Raw genomic sequence first — 16,811 nt, forward strand, 5'->3', positions numbered from 1 at the left:
TAATAAATTATGACATTAATCGTGCAACATTATGGTTTTCATATGATCAGCCAGTGTATAATCGTAATTTCAGGGCGGTTGTTGGAAAATAAGATTACAAGACATATAGTGAATTTGTGAAATCCACTCTGATGGATTCCGTACAGGAGATGAGTAATACAGGTAAGCATATCCGCTATTTGGACAGAGAAATACTGCCACCATGCTATGAGGATGAGTCCCTGAACACAAATTGTGAAAGCTATGAGAACAGCATATACCTGAAAGAGTTGTCTGCCACCTATGGAAAGACCGGGATGGCAAGGGCAGAGGACTGGCTGATGACGAAAAAAGGTAGGTAAGCGGTCCTTGACGTGATGGGAATAGTGCTGGAGCCGGAAGAACTAGTGAACACAATCTTTTACCTGAGGGAAGGGGAGCTGGGGGACGATGCGTTGTCTGGAATTAGCATAGTCACAATGCTGTGTGATTTTTTAAGAGGATGCTGGGTATCTATAAATTAAATTGACATCTTGACATTATTCTGAAAACGTCTATAATATAAAAATAAAAATTAATTTCAAATTGGGGAGCACTTATATGTCTGAACGAGGCAGATACAAGACGAAGCAACAAGATCTCATATTAGAGTGTCTGAAAAAACAAAAGTGGCGTTTTCTCACAGTGAGCCAATTCATGGACTGTCTTAGGGAGAAGGGAGTGGTCGTTGGGCAGACAACTGTATACCGGGTATTGGAACGCATGGTCGATGATGGAAAGATGATGAAGCTTCCGATGGAGGATGGTACCAAAGTACGTTATTGTTTTGCGGGTGAAGAAGATTGGGACAAGCTGGGGAAATTGGTATGTATGGGATGCGGTCGTCTTATTCCACTTGAATGTTCTAAAATGGCAGATTTTTTGGAACATATTTATAAGGAACATGGCTTCGAATTGGATCAGAAACACACAATCTTGTATGGCTATTGTGAATGCTGTAACAATAAGAGGTCTGTCCCGAAGATTGGTCTGTGATGGCAAAATGGCCTTTCGTACGAAAGTTTTGTTACGCAATGTATTTTTGCAGGGATACTGATAAAACTTTGTCAATACTACAAGCAAGGTAGCTATCAGGCACCCAAATTAGTTTCTTTTAGTAATAGTGAGATAGGGCGGGGGCGTGGTAAAGCTACCGTTTATCAGTTGTCTCTTACTTGAGATTATTGAGGAGGCTGCAAACACATTCTGTGTCATTGTATTCTAAAAAAATTCTGGATGATTGTAGAATAATGATAATGGAGAGGGACCTATATCTTAGAATAAACGATTGACGTTTTGAAGTCTGAGGAGATGGCAGGTTGCGAGACCTATGAAACAGGAAGATCATTGGTTTTAGTCAATGGAGAGTCCATAGGTTAAAAACTGATAGTGGAATGAGATAACATCCGTTCAAGATAAAAAAAAAGGAGGAGATGAAGTGGACTATTTAGATGAGCATAAAAGAATCTTTGCGTTCGTGACAGCGTTTCTTGTAACCGCTGTGCTGCTTCTCTCTGGCTTTTTTATTGTCACACATATAGAACATGAGTGTACAGGTGAGGATTGTCCTGTCTGCGCGGAGCTTCAGGAATGCGCTGCTACGATCCGCTTGATAACAGAAGCAGCAGGAACAGGAGCCATCGTCATCTTTGCATATATCATTACTCAAAAACTCTTATCATCTTACCAGACTGGACTCTATCTGTGCCCGGTTTCTTTGGTCAGCTTAAAAATCCGATTAGATAATTAAAACTTTCTTTCAACAAGGCTGTTTTCTATCCATATAACCGTTATCCTCTGGGATGGTGTACTCTGTGTATCAGGATACACGGTTTGGCGGAGATACGTTTGGACTGGGAACACGCCTTGTTTTTTGTGTGCTTGTATACCTGCTATTACTGTAAAAAAACACATTTCAGGAGGATGATTATTATGAATAAAAAATTAAATTCTACATTCTGCACACTGGCTGTGACAGCAATGGTTTCTGTTGCTATGCTTTCAGGGTGCTCAGGTACCACCGCTGCACCAGGGGCTTCTGATACAGACCAGGCTTCAACCACCGCTGTGGCAGGTGGAGATAAGAGTATGGGCGAGGCGTCAATGGAGGCAGAGAACACCGATGCTGGGATTGAATCAAAGGATACGGACGGACAGAAGCTGAAGGTAATGGCCAGCTTTTATCCTATGTATGATTTTGCTGTCAAAATCGGCGGTGATAAAGCGGAGGTGACCAATATGGTTCCGGCCGGCACAGAGCCCCATGACTGGGAACCGGCCGCAGCCGATATTAAGAATTTGGAGGAAGCGGCTCTTTTTGTCTACAGCGGCGGGGGTATGGAGCATTGGGTGGAGGATGTGCTTGCTAGCCTGGAAACAAAGAAGTTGGTATCGGTGGAAGCTTCCGCCGGAGTTACACTCAGATCAGGACACATTCATGATGAGGAAGAACATAAGGGAGCGGAGGAACACACAGAGGAAGAAGATCATGGCCATGACCACGGCCAGTTTGATCCCCATGTATGGCTCAGCCCTGTGAACGCAAAGAAAGAAATGGAAAACATTAAGAATGCTTACGTTAAGGCAGACCCGGAAAACAAAGATTACTATGAAAAAAATTATCAGACCTATACAGCCGAGTTTGATAAACTGGATCAGGAATATAAAGATACGTTGTCTGCCCTGCCTAATAAGAGCATTGTAGTGTCTCATGAAGCGTTCGGTTATCTCTGCGATGCCTATGGACTGACTCAGATGGGCATCGAGGGATTGTCTCCTGATTCGGAACCGGACCCGGCAAGAATGGCGGAGATCATTGACTTTGTAAAGGCCAATCACGTCAAAGTTATTTTCTTTGAAGAACTGGTAAGCCCGAAGGTGGCCGAGACAATTGCGGCGGAAACAGGAGCCCAGACCCGGGTGTTAAATCCACTAGAAGGATTAAGCGATGAGGAACTAAAAAATGGCGCAGATTATTTCTCTGTGATGGAGGATAACTTAAAGCAGCTGAAAGCTGCACTTGAATAAAAACAGGAACAGGAGTACTGATGATGGATGTCATTGCAGTGAAAGGACTGGATTTTTCCTATGGAAATACCCAGATATTAAAGAATATCAATTTTACTGTTCCCGAGGGCCGATTTGCGGTTCTATTGGGACCAAACGGGGCAGGAAAAAGCACCCTGATAAAGCTCATGCTGGGGGAACTTCCGCTAAGTGGACAAACAGGTAAGATTGAACTTCTGGGGCAGGAGATTCGGCAGTTTAAAGACTGGAAGAAGATCAGCTACGTTTCCCAAAACGGTATGGCATCCTGTCAGAATTTTCCCGCTTCCGTAGAGGAGTTTGTCCAAGCAGGTCTATACACCCAAATTGGAAAGTTCCGGTTTGCCGGAAAAAGGGAGAGGGAGCAGGTTCGCCGTGTGCTGCATCAAGTCGGTATGGGAGATTTTGCAAAACGGCTGATTGGCCGACTATCCGGAGGGCAGCAACAGAGGGTCCTGCTGGCAAGGGCGCTGATAAACGCCCCGCGGCTTTTGCTGCTGGATGAACCCACTTCCGGTATGGACGAAGACAGTACTACCTTATTTTACCGGCTGCTGTATCAGATTAACCGGGAGCAGGGGGTGACCATCTGGATTGTAACTCATGATCGGAAACGGCTCATGGCTTATGCAGACGATATCTGGCTTTTAGAAGATGAGAAGATGAAATTGGTCCAGCCAGGCAGAGAGGAGGGAGAGCATGGAAATCTTTGAATATGCGTTCATGCAGCGGGCCTTTATTGTGGGCATTCTTCTGGCGGCCATCATCCCGTGTATCGGGCTAGTGATTGTATGTAAGCGTCTGTCCATGATTGGGGACGCCCTGTCCCATACCTCGCTGGCTGGGGTGGCGGCCGGGCTGCTCCTGGGGCTGAATCCTGTCTTGACCGCTGCGGCTGCCTGCGTGGTTGCCGCTATTGGGATTGAGGCGATACGCAGGAAGATTCCCAGATTTTCGGAAATGTCCATTGCTATCATTATGTCTGCCGGGATTGGCCTGGCGGGCGTTTTGTCAGGATTTATTAAAAATGCAGCCAATTTCAACAGCTTCCTGTTTGGAAGTATTGTGGCAATCAGTAACGGGGAGTTGTATCTGGTAATCGCCGTCAGCATGGCGGTTCTGCTTATGTTTCTGCTTATGTACAAAGAACTGTTTTATGTGTCTCTGGACGAACAAAGCGCCAGGCTGGCCGGGGTGCCCGTAAAGACAGTGAACTTTCTGTTTACTGTTTTAATCGCGGTGACAGTTTCTGTCGCTGCAAGGACGGTGGGGGCTCTCATCGTCTCATCCATGATGGTGGTTCCCGTGGCCTGCGCCATGCAGTTTGGAACGAGTTACCGTCAGACGCTTATTTTGGCGGTGGTTCTGGATATTCTGTTTATGATTACAGGCTTGTTCGCTGCGTACTACCTGGGATTGAAGCCGGGCGGCACGATTGTGCTAGTGGGAGTATTGGTTTTGATACTAGTGTTTGTAGGAAAGAGAATTCTGAGATGAAAATAATTATATGAAATTGCAAAAGAGAAAAAAGCAGTACGGAACAGTAGGGAAATATTGCGGCAGGGATTTGTATATTAAAAGAACAGTTAGAGGGAGACTACAGAGAAGGATAGGCCTAAGAAGAGGTAAGAACCGATACCTCTGCCTGGCTATAATTTGCGTCTGCCTGCTGGCTACAGGCGGTCTGTTGTTTAAAATGAGAATACTTCTGGGTGATAGGGAAATATCGACCACGGCATCTGCCGCAGAGTCAGCTTCGGCTTCTGGCAAGGAAGCTTCGTCATCTCCTGGTGAGAAAGCTTCACTATCCTTATTTGACAAGACGGATGAACTGCTGGCCCAGGTGGATAGAGCCGTTTCCCAGTATGACTATGACAGGGCTGTGGAGCTGCTTGTAGGAAACGGGGCTGATAAGGAAGATCCGAGGATTGGGGAAAAACTTTCTGATATTGAAGCGGTAAAGAAAACTCTGGTGGAACAGGACATTTACCAGATTACCCATATATTCTTTCATATTCTGGTAGAAGACCCAGGAAGGACATTTCTAGACACAGCCCAGGGCAAGGGCTACAATTCTGTGATGACCACGGTTCCGGAATTTGAAGCGATCCTGACTCAGATGTATCAGAGAGGTTATGTGCTGGTCGGCATTCACGATTTGGCGGAGGTGAGTGAGGACGAAACAGGGATGGAACAGATGAGAGCGAAGAAAATCCTGCTTCCCCCGGGCAAAAAAGCATTTGTTATGAGCCAGGATGATGTCAATTACTATGAATACATGGAGGGGTCTGGCTGCGCGCGTAAAATACTTTTGGATGATCGTGGGAAACCAGTTTGCGAATACATGGATCAGGATGGAACTGTCTGGATTGGGGAATATGACTTAGTTCCCATTCTCGACCGTTTCGTGGAGGAACATCCGGATTTTAGCTACAGAGGGGCCAAGGCAATCTTGGCCCTGACTGGATATAACGGTGTCCTGGGATACCGCACCGATGAAACGTACGATCCGGCTTCTCCAAACTATGATCCAGACATGAAACCAAATCCCAATATCGAGGAAGACCGGGCCTATGTAAAAAAACTAACACAGGCACTGAAAGAGGATGGTTATGAGTTTGCTTCCCACTCCTGGGGACATCGGGATTACGGGAAAATTGACCTTGAACATATGAAAGCAGATATTGAGCGATGGGAAAAGAATGTGGCTCCTCTGCTTCCCGATCCCTGCGACATCATGATTTATCCCTTTGGATCCGATGTGGGGGACTGGAGGCCCTATACGGAAGAAAATGAAAAATACCGATACTTGCAGAGCCTGGGCTTCAGGTACTTCTGTAATGTGGATTCCAGACCATATTGGGTGGAAACAGGAGGCCAGTTCCTCCGGCAGGCCAGACGGAACCTGGACGGCTACCGGCTGTGGATGGATTATGGCTGCGGTGCAAATAGGCTGTCCGACTTAATTGATGTGAATACGGTATTTGATGCGCGCAGGCCAACACCGGTTGGATGGAAGTAAGCAATACCGGTTGGTTGGAAGCGGCCGGCAGAAAGGAGTGTATATGACGGATGTTTATGTGATATCTGGCTTTTTAGGAGCGGGAAAGACGACACTGATTAAAACCATGGTGCATTCCGCGTTCAAGAACAAGAAACTGGTTGTGATTGAAAATGACTTTGGGGAGGCCGGGATTGATGCCGGGCTGCTCAAGGAATGCAACTTGGCGGTTACCAGTTTAAGCGATGGGTGTATCTGCTGCAGTCTGACCGGAGACTTTGAGAAAGCGATGGAACGCATATTAAAGGACTACATACCGGATGCCGTATTGGTGGAACCATCCGGCGTGGTCAGATTATCCGATCTGATTAAAATCTGTTTAAAACAGGAGGACAGGGGCCTTATCCATCTGAAAAGGACAATAACCGTGGTGGATATACGGTCATTTGATAAATATAGAAAAAATTACGGGGGATTTTTTGAGGATCAGATTGCTTATGCTGATTTGATACTGCTAAGTCACCAAGAGGAAGGGGGGCAGGAAATTCAATCGGTTAAGATTAAAATTCAGGAAATGAATCCTGAAGCCAGAGTCGAGGCGGATTTTTGGGAATCCATTCCTGCATCTGTATTCCGGTATGGCCCGCGAAACAGCAACATTTTTAAGCTAGAAATGGAAGCAGCGGTCTCTATGAAACCTGTGCGGATTCGCAGCTGCAGGGAACCATCCCGTAGAACCGGTTTTATCAGGCGTCACTTCGCCAGGGATGTCTTTTCTTCTGTTACTATTGAGTGGAAAGAACCCATTACGGAGGAGCGGCTGGGGAAAAAGATTCTGCATGTTGTGAAACATGCAGAGGGGGAAATCCTCCGAGGAAAAGGGATTGTGGCAGATGGACGCCGGGGATTGGTATTCCACTATCTGCCTGGTAGTTTAAGCATTGAACCCGCAAACATAGTTGGGAACCAGGTTTGCTTCATAGGCACCGGCCTGGATGAACAGCAGATACATACATTATTCAGAGAGGAAACAACATGACAACACCGGTATGGGTCATAACTGGACTGCTGGATTCGGGAAAGACCACGCTCATCAACCAGTTGGCTGAACAGGAACTGGATGAACTGGATATCCTGGTCATCCAGTTTGAATCAGGCGAAACACCTCTGATAGAACAAGAACGTGTGAAGAAACTGGCATTCTCCAAGAGCCAGTTGGAACAGAGTCCATTCGGCATTGCCGATACCATCATTCACTACATTGATAAACACAGACCTGATTTAATTCTGATTGAATGGAACGGGATGGAGCATTTCCATAAACTGGAGAAAATGCTTCTCCAGTTTTCTGCAAAAGCAGTGCTGAGTATTGAAAAGGTGGTTTATGCAGCGGAGGGAGCCAGCTTTAAGACCAGGATTCCAGATGCAGGAGTGGCAACATTTTCACAGATTGCGGGCTGCGACTGTGCTTACGTGAGACTGAAGGGGAATCGGAAATCTCGGAATGGCATGGATGTTCTTTATGGCTGCAACCCAGATATCCAGGTCTATACCAGCTGGAACCGTTTTGTACGCGCCTTGTTCCGTTTCGGTATGAAGCCTCGGCATTGGTTCCTGATGCTTCTGACTGCGGTCATGTTGTATATGGCAGCTTTTTCCATGCTAAATGATGCGGGGGCTTTGCCAGAACGGTATATAAGCATATTCCTTGGGGTTTTTCTGCAGGCAGCGCCCTTTTTGGCTGTTGGTGTCCTGCTTTCCTCCCTGATTCAGGTTTATTTAAAGCCAGACTGGATTCAGAGAAGATTCCCCAGAAAAATTCTGGCTGGCCAGCTCTTTGCAGTGCTGGCCGGTTTTTGCTTGCCGGTATGCGACTGTGCATCCATTCCTGTATTCAAAGGTCTGGTCAAAAAGGGGGTACCCATACCGGCTGCTGTGACCTTTATGCTGGTATCCCCGGTGATTAATCCGGTAGTCATCCTCTCCACCTGGTATGCGTTTAATGGCAATTACAAGATTATCGCGGCCAGATGCGGCCTGGGTATATTGTGCTCTGTACTCTGTGGATTGACCTATCTTTTTAAACCGCCTGTGAATTATCTGGTGGAAGATGCCATGCCTATCCAGGCGGCGTGTGGGGATTACAGCCTTCTGGTAGAAAAGAGGACTCAGTTGTCCCGTTTTTCTCTGATGATGCAGCACGCGCAGAATGAATTTTTCTCAGTGGGCAAATTCCTGCTTACCGGAATCTTTGCATCCACCTTGTTTCAGGATATGATTCCACGGGCAGTTGCCGCAGGCGGCGCCGCGGCGCCGTGGAAAGCGCTTCTGGTGATGATGGGGTTGGCCTTTGTGTTGTCCCTCTGTTCCTCCTCCGATGCGGTAGTGGCCAGAAGTATGGCCGGGAGCCTTCCGGTGGGGGCTGTCCTGGGATTTTTGGTGTTCGGCCCTATGATGGACATCAAAAATGCTGCCATGTTGCTTTCAGGTTTTAAATCCAGTTTTGTTATTCGTCTTTTTGCAACCACATTTCTTGTCTGTTTTCTTGTGATAGGTGTATTTATGACAGGGGGAAGCGGAGGAATCAGAATATGACGCTGCGGGGAAAAGGAATCAACCTTCAGGTATTGACAGAATGTATCTGTTATCTGTTGTTTGGATACCTGTTGTTTCAGCTTACTTATTCAGGCGGGTATTTAAATTATGTGACTCCAAGGATGAAGCCGTATCTTTACGGCATGTCTGCTTTAATGTTTTTATGGGCGGTGTTTACAGGAAGGTACTTACTGACACCCCGGTATCGGGTAAAGATGGCCCGTTCTTTTGTTTTTATTATCCCGATTCTGCTGCTTGTCTTCCATCCGGCCGATCCTAGGGGGAGCAGTATGGTCAGAAGCTATGAGAGCTCCGGTTTTTCCATGAGTTCCGGAAATGGCGGCGGCCAGATGGCGGGAAATCCGGGGCGGCAGACAGCGGGGAGTACTGTGAGACAGACATTGCCTGCGGCCGGAGGAGAATCCAGGGGGCCTTTCTCCGATGGAGAATCAGGTTCAGGGCTGCCGGACGGGGAAAATACAGAAACGGATGGATACAGCGGAACTGATGCTTATCCAGAAGATGATACCGGACAGTCCTCCGGAGAAGAAAATCCATGGTATGACTTAAATGGTCTGGACGAGGCGGAAAAAACCATTACGATTGCAGATGAAGATTACTACACATGGATGTATGAACTGAGTAACTTTTATGAAAAGTATGAAGGCTATACCATTGTAATGAAAGGGTTTGTCTACCGTGCTCCAGACATTCAAAAAAAGTGCGATTTTGCCCTGGTCCGGCTGTCCATGTGGTGCTGTGCCGCGGATCTAAGCCCAATTGGTTTTCTGGTGGATAGTGACAATGAAGTGACATTCAAGGATGACGACTGGGTGACGGTAAAGGGTACATTTGGAATCAGCGAGGATGGAGCATCTCTGATTTTAAAGGCCCAAAATATAGAAGCGGCCGAAAAACCCGAAGAAGAATATATTTATCCATATTTTTAATAAAAGCAACGATGAAGTAGAATTAAAATGAAAATCAAAGATTGAAAAGTAAAACAGGAGCAGAATACAGTGGAGCAATACAGGAAACTGTGCCAGAAATTAAAAGAGGAGGGGGAACCATGTGGCATTAATCAGCCTCCCAAAGAATGCCTCCCCGATCCGGCTGCATAACCGCTGCCGGATTACCGGCCATTATCATAGATATCTGCTCAAATAAAGAGGACAGATTGTATTTTAGAAACTGGTCTACAGAGGCGGACTGTCGCGAATCTGGAAAGCAAGTTGGAAAACTAAAGGAGATTTATGGATAAAAAAATAAACATTTGACGGTGTGAAATCCGGAAAGGAAAATGTGCTCATGAGAGTCAAGGTAACATTGGCATGTATGGAGTGCCACGACAGAACCTATGCAACAACTAAAAATAAGCAGAAGCACCCGGAACGGATGGAGGTAATGAAATATTGTCCGAGGCTTCGGAAATATTTGCTTCATAAAGAAACAAAATAAAACGTTGGATTGTTTTTGCTTTTAGTACAATATTTCAGGCGAAGTCGTTATTATGAAGATGGAAACGTGTAAAGATATTTGTCATACATTTGGGATGAAAGAATTATATTCGCTAAGAAAAGAAACCATTGAACGGGGGAGCGCAAGTGCAAAGGAGAATCATGAATTCTGGTATATGCAGATGTTTGGAAAAGCCTGAATGGAAATGAAAGTCGGGCTTACATTTGCCTTCATGAATCTTAAAAGCTGGCGAAGATTAAGGTCAAATGGGGACTCCTGGAGGAAGAAGGCCCAGTCACAAGGTCTATTTTACACAATTCGGTTAATAAAAGAAAAATGGCTCTGGGATGCAAATCCCAGAGCCGCTTTGTCTACAGTCTGAGGAGGGCAAGCAATGCTGGCCCTCCTAAATGGATGCGTAATTCTTGTAACCATACTTAGGGCATACACCATTTTCATTCAGTTGCAATGCCGCACAGTGGACAACGTTCTACTTCCAGATGCGGAGTGTATTCCTCCGATGCCTGATTCACACCGCTGGTAAAGGTCAGCTTGACAATGTTTAGTTTGTCCTTTCTGTCTAACAAAAAAGGATTAAGTCTGTAAGCTGTTTTTCTTGCTTACAAAATATTATACGAGGGAGGTGAAAGAAATCGGATATAAGGATTGTGGCGGTTTTGCTATAGATATTCCAAACTATGAACAACTGATGGAGCTATTTTAAATAAGATTTGAAATTTAGTGAAGTTGCTTTTTTCTGGATAGTATGCTATACTCAATCCAACAAAATCTTATAGAAAAGAACCGTCTAAAAAGAAGGGCTTTTGATATTACACTTTGGTGCCATATGAAAAGGCTCTTCTTTTTGTTATATTCTTTAGATTTTGTTTTTAAGAAATCGTTTGAGGAAAACAAAAAATTTAAAATCAGGAGGGAAAAACAATGGAAACAATTTGTGTTCAGAGAAGAGAAGGCGCCATTAAGGCAAAAAAATTAAGACGTCTGGGATTCATTCCGGCCAATGTATTCGGAAAGTCCCTGCCAGATCCGATTTCAATTCAGTTAAAAGAAAGTGATGCTCGCAGACTGCTTCACCAGAAACGTGAGGGAAGTAAACTTATGCTGGACTTAGAGGGAACCGGACTGCCGGTTCAGATTAAAGAAAAAGAAATAGATACAATTAAAGGACAAATTCAGCATATCAGTTTTCAAGCACTAACAGCAGATGAAAAGGTGAACAGTGTCATTCATATTCTCCTTGTAAATGATGACAAAATACCAGGACAGCTTGATAAGATGCTCATGGAGATACCATACGCTTCATTACCTGGAGATATGATTGACACGATAACAGTAGATTTGGATGGTATTACGGTTGGAACTATTTTGACTGTGAAAGATATTCCGGAACTTATGAGTGATAAGATAGAATTAAAGGTTGATTCAGAAGAAATTGTACTTCGTGTCAGCGAGAGAAAACACCATGTTGAAGTTAAGGAAGCGGAGTAATTGTTATGGAACTCTTGGGGCGGTAGATGATTCATAAAAATTTGGAAATGGCGTGATTACGAATAGATTGACATAATTCGTATAACATTTAACGTGTTCAACACACATAAAGAAAAAAAGAAGAACTTTTGCTATGCTTTTGTGTTGAAAAAGTTCTTCTTTTTATTTCTTACATAAATTTAAAAACAAAATCTCTTTATGTAATGCAATTGTTGCAGGCACGATGTATTGCTGCACAGGCACAGAATTATGTGGATTTCTATTTTGAATTGCTTCTTAAAATGAATATAACAAAGAAGACATACAGCGATTTATGGATAACTGAGAGTGGAAGGAGGAAAAGGATTGAAACAGGAAAAGACTTTGGAGAAAGCAAAAGTGGATAATGTATATGAGATAGAGACAGATTCTGTTCAATGGTATTTAAAGCAGGCTGGAGTAGGTCCTCTATTGACAAAAGAAGAAGAAATAGAACTTGCATATTTGATACAGGAAGGCAGTGATGAAGCACGGCAGAAAATGATTTCCTCTAATTTGAGGTTAGTAATCAATCAGGCTAAAAAATATGTTACATATACACAATCATTGACATTATTAGATTTAATTCAAGAAGGAAATCTAGGATTGATAAAAGCTGTTGAAAAATATAATCCTGAACTCGGATTTCGTTTTTCAACCTATGCATCATGGTGGATTAAGCAGGCAATCACACGAGCAATTTCAGTTTTGGATAAAGCAATACGCTTACCCGTACATTTTTGTGAAGATATACAAAAAGTAAAAAGAGCAACACATGAAATCATGCAGCAGAATGATATTGTTACACCAGAGAAATTAAAAGATATCACCGGATTTTCAGAGGGTAAGATAGAAAAGATACTTATGAATATGAACCATACGATTTCACTTGAGACCCCAGTGGGGGAAGAAGCTACTCTGGGAGATTTTGTTGAAGATACACTTACCCCATCAATAGAGGAACAGGCAATGGAAAATGCTATGCAGAGGGAAATTAGTCGTCAAATGGAGTGCTTGAGACCTCGTGAACAGACAATTTTGGCTTTGCGGTTCGGATTAAATGGTCAGAATCCGCATACCTTGGAAGAAGTTGGAAAGCAAATGGGTGTGACAAGAGAAAGAATACGGCAGATTGAGATGAAAGCATTAAGAAAGTTAAGACATCCAAATAGAAGCCGATATTTGAGAGAGTTTATTTTGGGATAGACTGAAGGGGGAGAAATATGGAGATTATGAAGTTTTTCTTTCATAAGATTACTGTAACAGGCGAATTAACAGTAGCTGCTATCATTTTTCGAATATTTGTTTCTCTTTGTATTGGAGGAATTCTTGGAGCAGAAAGAGGAATAAAAAATAGACCAGCAGGATTTATGACCTATGTTCTTGTTTCAGTAGGGGCGACAATTTATATGTTAACAAATCAATATATTACTACAGTTATACCGGGGAGTGATCCAACAAGATTTGGGGCACAGGTTATAAGCGGAATCGGTTTTTTAGGGGCTGGTACTATTATCGTGACAAGACAAAATGAAATCAGAGGGTTAACTACAGCAGCCGGTTTATGGGTTGCAGCATCATTGGGATTGGCTGTTGGAACTGGATTTTATTCGGGTGCATTTATTGGAATCTTATTTACAGTGTTTGCACTTGTTTTATTAAAAAAAATAGATGTTTATATTAAACAGCATGCTAGAAGTATGGAGATTTATATAGAGCATAATATAGAATTTTCATTTCGTAATCTGGTAGATTATATAGAAAAACGAGGGTTTGACGTGTTTGAGATGCAAAGAAGCAAGATAAAAACTCTGGATAAGGATTTGGGCGTTCTTATTTTTTCGTTGGATTTAGTAAAAAAAGTAAATCATCAAGAAGTTTTAAACCATTTAAACGAAATTGAAGGGATAGAATATGTCAAAGAAATTGCTTAGAAAAGTTCCTTTATTGAGTGGCTTTTTCTTTTTTTGGACGAAAGCCTATCTCTACTATAGGCATCAAAATCCTAGAAAAGGCAATGACAGGTCTTTCTAGGTAACTGTAAGGGGAGATTGCCCAAAGAACCTTATAGGAGGCCATAATTAGAATGAGTATGAGGGGGCCAAGCGGTGAAGCTGTTTAAACCACCTTCAGAAATAAGAGCATGGATGTGGGGGATTACATTTTGAATTTCACTCGAAGATATGGAGAGGGAAGATAAGCCGGGGATAAAGTTTGCGCATTTAATAAGTTAAAAAACATGCATAGAATAACATTCCTGGCAGCACGAAACAGGCAGTTGAGACACGCGGAGTTTTTACGAATAGTAAAAACACAGGGCCGATGGAAGCTGGAAAACAGTTTATAGGACATACGAAAAGCCCATTTTAGGTTATATATGTTCCTATAGGAAGGGGAGAAACGGCTTTTTTTAGTTGGAAAAAAGAAACTCCTACACCCCTCATGAGTGAGGGGCGGTGGACATGAAAGTGCCGAAGGAAGTTTGTTTTATGGGATGCTTTCTTGTATTTTTATACTTTCTACAGTGTAACATAAGATTTTCTTTTTGGTAAACAGGTTTAGACGTCCGGGGACTTCCCTTTTAACCAATCTGTCCAGACAGAGTAATACTTTCCGAGCACGTGGGAACCATCAGTGGAATAGGTGGTCTTCAGAGCACCGTTTTCATCATCGAAAATGTCATTGACATCGATATAGCAGCAATCGCTGTTTTCTGCGATAGCTCTGATGCCACTGTTTATCTGGTTGATTTTTTCATTGGTATAGGTATTGCTGGAGGCGGATTTTTCGGCAGTTACGTGGAGGTTGGCCTCCAACACAATCATAGCGTTCGGCTGACGGGCCTTGATGGTATCCACGACAGACTGGTATTTACGGATAATACTGTTGTAATCGTAGCCCAGTTCGTTGATGCCCAGCATCAGATATATGGTGTGGTATTGTTGTTGGAAAAGGACTTCCTCCAGATTTTGTTTTAAGCCGCTTTTGGTCTTTACGGTGGATTCAAACAGGTTGAACACACTCATTCCAGAGTTGGCAAAAATCTCGGCGTTTCCTAAATCACCATATTCGAAAAGCCCCACAGTTCTGGAGTCGCCAATGAACAGGGTGCTGGTAAAGTCAGGGTTTGGAGGGATATAGCTGGGCCCCACAGAGGTAGCAGCGGGAGTTTGCGGTGCAGAAGTTGCGGGTTCCGATGTGGTGTCTATGCTGTCGAAAGAAGAAGCTTCCATGGAAACGCTTTCTGAGGAATCATTTTTATGGGCAGAATGTTTTGGAACTACATGAGCAGTATCATGAATAGCCGGCTCCTCCGGATGTGTATTTTCAGTTTGGCTTGTTTCCGGGTGGTCGTGTTTTACGGCAGAAAGTTCTGCATCGATATTTTCAATCATTTCCTGACCATTGCTACATACCCGGACGAAGACAGAGGTAACAATGCCGTAAACGGAGGCGGGTAATGTAGATATGATGGCTGATATAAGAAGGCTGAAAGCCAGAAGTAAGGTATACCAGTATTTCTTCATAGTTGTAATCTCCTAATTTAAAATCTGAAGTACAAAAATGGATCGTCCGCGCCCATTTTTATAAGGTAAACGCAGAGCCAGAAAACGGCTAGTAGGATTACCGCAGTCAGAAAGGAGCGCTTCCACTGTTTATAGAGTTTACGAGGCAGCTGTGTTATAAAGATTAGGCTGAGAGTCAAGGACAGCACATAAATCCGGCCATATTTCAGGAAATCTCCCGCAAAATAAAGAGACTGTTTTTCAGGAGCGAGAAAGGGGAACAGGCGTAGAAGATAAATTTTCATCTGTACCAGATCCGTCACTGCAAAGCTCAACCAGGTCAGCGGGATGGCCATTATCATATAGAGATGGCCGATTAGGGGACAGCCGTCCAGTAAATGTTTCAGCCCCATCTTCTCGATGAGCATGAGCAGGAAAATGACACTTCCCCATAGGATAAAATTCCAGCTTGCCCCGTGCCATAATCCGGTCAGTAGCCAGACCACTAGCATATTGCGAATCGTTGTGGCTTTGCCACAGCGATTACCGCCCAGTGGGATATAGATGTAATCCCGGAACCAACCGCCCAGAGTCATGTGCCATCTACGCCAGAATTCGGTCATGGACAGGGATAGATACGGATAGTTGAAATTGTCCGGCAGAGAAAATCCCATCAACTGTCCAAGTCCCTTTGCCATCAGGGAGTAGCTATAAAAATCAAAGTAAATCTGAAAACTGAATGCGGCCAGACCCAGCCAGGCAAAAGGAGTTGAAATACTTTCGTAGCCAATGGCCCCTACCTGGCTCCACAGCCGCCCAACCTGGTTGGCTAGAAGAACTTTGAGCCCCAGACCAATCGTAAATTCCCGCAAACCGTTTTCAACATTTTTTAGGTAATGGCTACGCTGGTGGATTTGCTTACGTACGGAAGCGTAAGTGACGATAGGACCAGCAATTAGCTGTGGAAACATGGTGATATACGTGCCATAGTTGATAAAGGAAGTTTCGTGAAGAACATCCTTTCTATAAACATCAGCGAGGTAGGAGATGGCTTGAAAGGTGTAAAAGCTGATTCCGACAGGTAATGGAAACTCCGGAATCTGGATGGAAAATCCAATTCCCATTTTTTTAAAGATCCAATTTAGATTTCCTGCAAAAAAGCCGGAATATTTAAATAGGAACAACCAGATCAGGTTATAGCAGAGTCCGAATATCAGCCATTTTTTCCGGTGTTCAAGCCATCTGCGCCGTCCCAGAAGGAGGCCAATATGGTAATTTACCAGGACGGATAGCAGAAATAAGAAAAAGTACCAGGGCTCATTTTTTACGCCGTAAATATAGAATATAAGGCTGCCGGCAAACAGAACGGCGTTTTTCCATTTTGCGGGACATATATAGTACAACAGTAAAAACAGGGGCAGAAAGTGAAATAGGAAAACAAGGCTGCTGAAAACCATTTTTCATTCCTCCAGTAAGTACAGTATGGGTAACTCATTTATATTAGATGGAGCGAGAGTTAAAAAAGTTTCATTAAAATGTAAATTTTTATATAATATTACAGCGAACAGCTGTGTACTCTATCATACTGTGCAATAGCCAGACTGCTATGGGCACTATCAGTTGCCCTTTTATCAACCGCTGCATTTATGTGGTAAACAAAT

At 43.7% G+C, this 16,811-nt stretch carries 18 protein-coding genes; 16 read left to right on the plus strand and 2 right to left on the minus strand.

Translation table 11 applies throughout. The features are described 5' to 3' along the window. Positions 1–149: 149 nt before the first annotated feature. The 16 genes from CGC65_RS09190 (at position 150) to CGC65_RS09270 (ending at position 13,578) form a co-directional block, all read left to right on the plus strand. Complete coding sequence (locus CGC65_RS09190) at positions 150–341, plus strand: hypothetical protein (protein WP_128132532.1); 192 nt, start codon at positions 150–152, stop codon at positions 339–341. Between the two features lie 238 nt (positions 342–579). Further along, positions 580–1,014, plus strand: coding sequence for a Fur family transcriptional regulator (locus CGC65_RS09195; protein ID WP_002565717.1), 435 nt, complete (start codon positions 580–582; stop codon positions 1,012–1,014). 442 nt (positions 1,015–1,456) lie between these two features. Then, the gene (locus tag CGC65_RS09200; protein WP_002565716.1) at positions 1,457–1,768 is read left to right on the plus strand and encodes a hypothetical protein; all 312 of its coding nucleotides are present in this window, start codon (positions 1,457–1,459) and stop codon (positions 1,766–1,768) included. Positions 1,769–1,950: 182 nt separating this feature from the next. Further along, positions 1,951–3,045 carry a metal ABC transporter substrate-binding protein gene (locus CGC65_RS09205; protein WP_002565715.1) on the plus strand — a complete coding sequence of 365 codons (1,095 nt, stop codon included), beginning with the start codon at positions 1,951–1,953 and terminating at the stop codon, positions 3,043–3,045. Between the two features lie 23 nt (positions 3,046–3,068). Then, on the plus strand, positions 3,069–3,776 hold the full coding sequence (locus CGC65_RS09210; protein WP_002565714.1) for a metal ABC transporter ATP-binding protein: 708 nt from the start codon (positions 3,069–3,071) through the stop codon (positions 3,774–3,776). Continuing rightward, on the plus strand, positions 3,763–4,560 hold the full coding sequence (locus tag CGC65_RS09215; protein ID WP_002565713.1) for a metal ABC transporter permease: 798 nt from the start codon (positions 3,763–3,765) through the stop codon (positions 4,558–4,560). The genes CGC65_RS09210 and CGC65_RS09215 overlap by 14 nt, the downstream gene beginning before the upstream one ends. 10 nt (positions 4,561–4,570) lie before the next feature. Then, the gene (locus CGC65_RS09220; RefSeq protein WP_002565712.1) at positions 4,571–6,085 is read left to right on the plus strand and encodes a polysaccharide deacetylase family protein; all 1,515 of its coding nucleotides are present in this window, start codon (positions 4,571–4,573) and stop codon (positions 6,083–6,085) included. A 43-nt stretch (positions 6,086–6,128) separates the two neighbouring features. Next, the gene (locus CGC65_RS09225; protein WP_002565711.1) at positions 6,129–7,103 is read left to right on the plus strand and encodes a CobW family GTP-binding protein; all 975 of its coding nucleotides are present in this window, start codon (positions 6,129–6,131) and stop codon (positions 7,101–7,103) included. Further along, positions 7,100–8,659 carry a permease gene (locus CGC65_RS09230; protein ID WP_002565710.1) on the plus strand — a complete coding sequence of 520 codons (1,560 nt, stop codon included), beginning with the start codon at positions 7,100–7,102 and terminating at the stop codon, positions 8,657–8,659. The genes CGC65_RS09225 and CGC65_RS09230 overlap by 4 nt, the downstream gene beginning before the upstream one ends. After that, a complete protein-coding gene (locus tag CGC65_RS09235) occupies positions 8,656–9,609 on the plus strand; it encodes a TIGR03943 family putative permease subunit (protein ID WP_002565709.1) in 954 nt (317 codons plus the stop codon). Before CGC65_RS09230 ends, CGC65_RS09235 begins: the two co-directional genes overlap by 4 nt. A gap of 121 nt (positions 9,610–9,730) precedes the next feature. Further along, positions 9,731–9,826, plus strand: coding sequence for an uS14 family ribosomal protein (locus tag CGC65_RS32695; protein WP_080548689.1), 96 nt, complete (start codon positions 9,731–9,733; stop codon positions 9,824–9,826). 141 nt (positions 9,827–9,967) lie between these two features. Then, positions 9,968–10,117, plus strand: a complete 150-nt coding sequence (gene rpmG, locus CGC65_RS09245; RefSeq protein WP_002571364.1) for a 50S ribosomal protein L33 — start codon at positions 9,968–9,970, stop codon at positions 10,115–10,117. Between the two features lie 52 nt (positions 10,118–10,169). Then, positions 10,170–10,316: a hypothetical protein gene (locus CGC65_RS30940; RefSeq protein WP_007036529.1), complete on the plus strand. Its 147-nt coding sequence runs from the start codon at positions 10,170–10,172 to the stop codon at positions 10,314–10,316. Positions 10,317–11,059: 743 nt separating this feature from the next. After that, positions 11,060–11,626, plus strand: coding sequence for a 50S ribosomal protein L25/general stress protein Ctc (locus tag CGC65_RS09260; RefSeq protein WP_002565708.1), 567 nt, complete (start codon positions 11,060–11,062; stop codon positions 11,624–11,626). Positions 11,627–11,971: 345 nt separating this feature from the next. Continuing rightward, complete coding sequence (locus CGC65_RS09265) at positions 11,972–12,850, plus strand: sigma-70 family RNA polymerase sigma factor (RefSeq protein ID WP_002565707.1); 879 nt, start codon at positions 11,972–11,974, stop codon at positions 12,848–12,850. 17 nt (positions 12,851–12,867) lie between these two features. Further along, positions 12,868–13,578, plus strand: coding sequence for an MgtC/SapB family protein (locus CGC65_RS09270; protein WP_002571363.1), 711 nt, complete (start codon positions 12,868–12,870; stop codon positions 13,576–13,578). 624 nt (positions 13,579–14,202) lie between these two features. Here the strand turns inward: CGC65_RS09270 and CGC65_RS09280 are convergent. Together CGC65_RS09280 and CGC65_RS09285 are read right to left on the minus strand one after the other, a co-directional pair. After that, positions 14,203–15,171 (minus strand): GDSL-type esterase/lipase family protein, encoded by a 969-nt coding sequence (locus CGC65_RS09280; protein ID WP_002565705.1) that lies wholly within the window; start codon positions 15,169–15,171, stop codon positions 14,203–14,205. Positions 15,172–15,188: 17 nt separating this feature from the next. Then, complete coding sequence (locus CGC65_RS09285; protein ID WP_002565704.1) at positions 15,189–16,607, minus strand: MBOAT family O-acyltransferase; 1,419 nt, start codon at positions 16,605–16,607, stop codon at positions 15,189–15,191. Positions 16,608–16,811: the final 204 nt, after the last annotated feature.

Source organism: Enterocloster bolteae (assembly GCF_002234575.2).
Lineage (GTDB): Bacteria > Bacillota > Clostridia > Lachnospirales > Lachnospiraceae > Enterocloster > Enterocloster bolteae.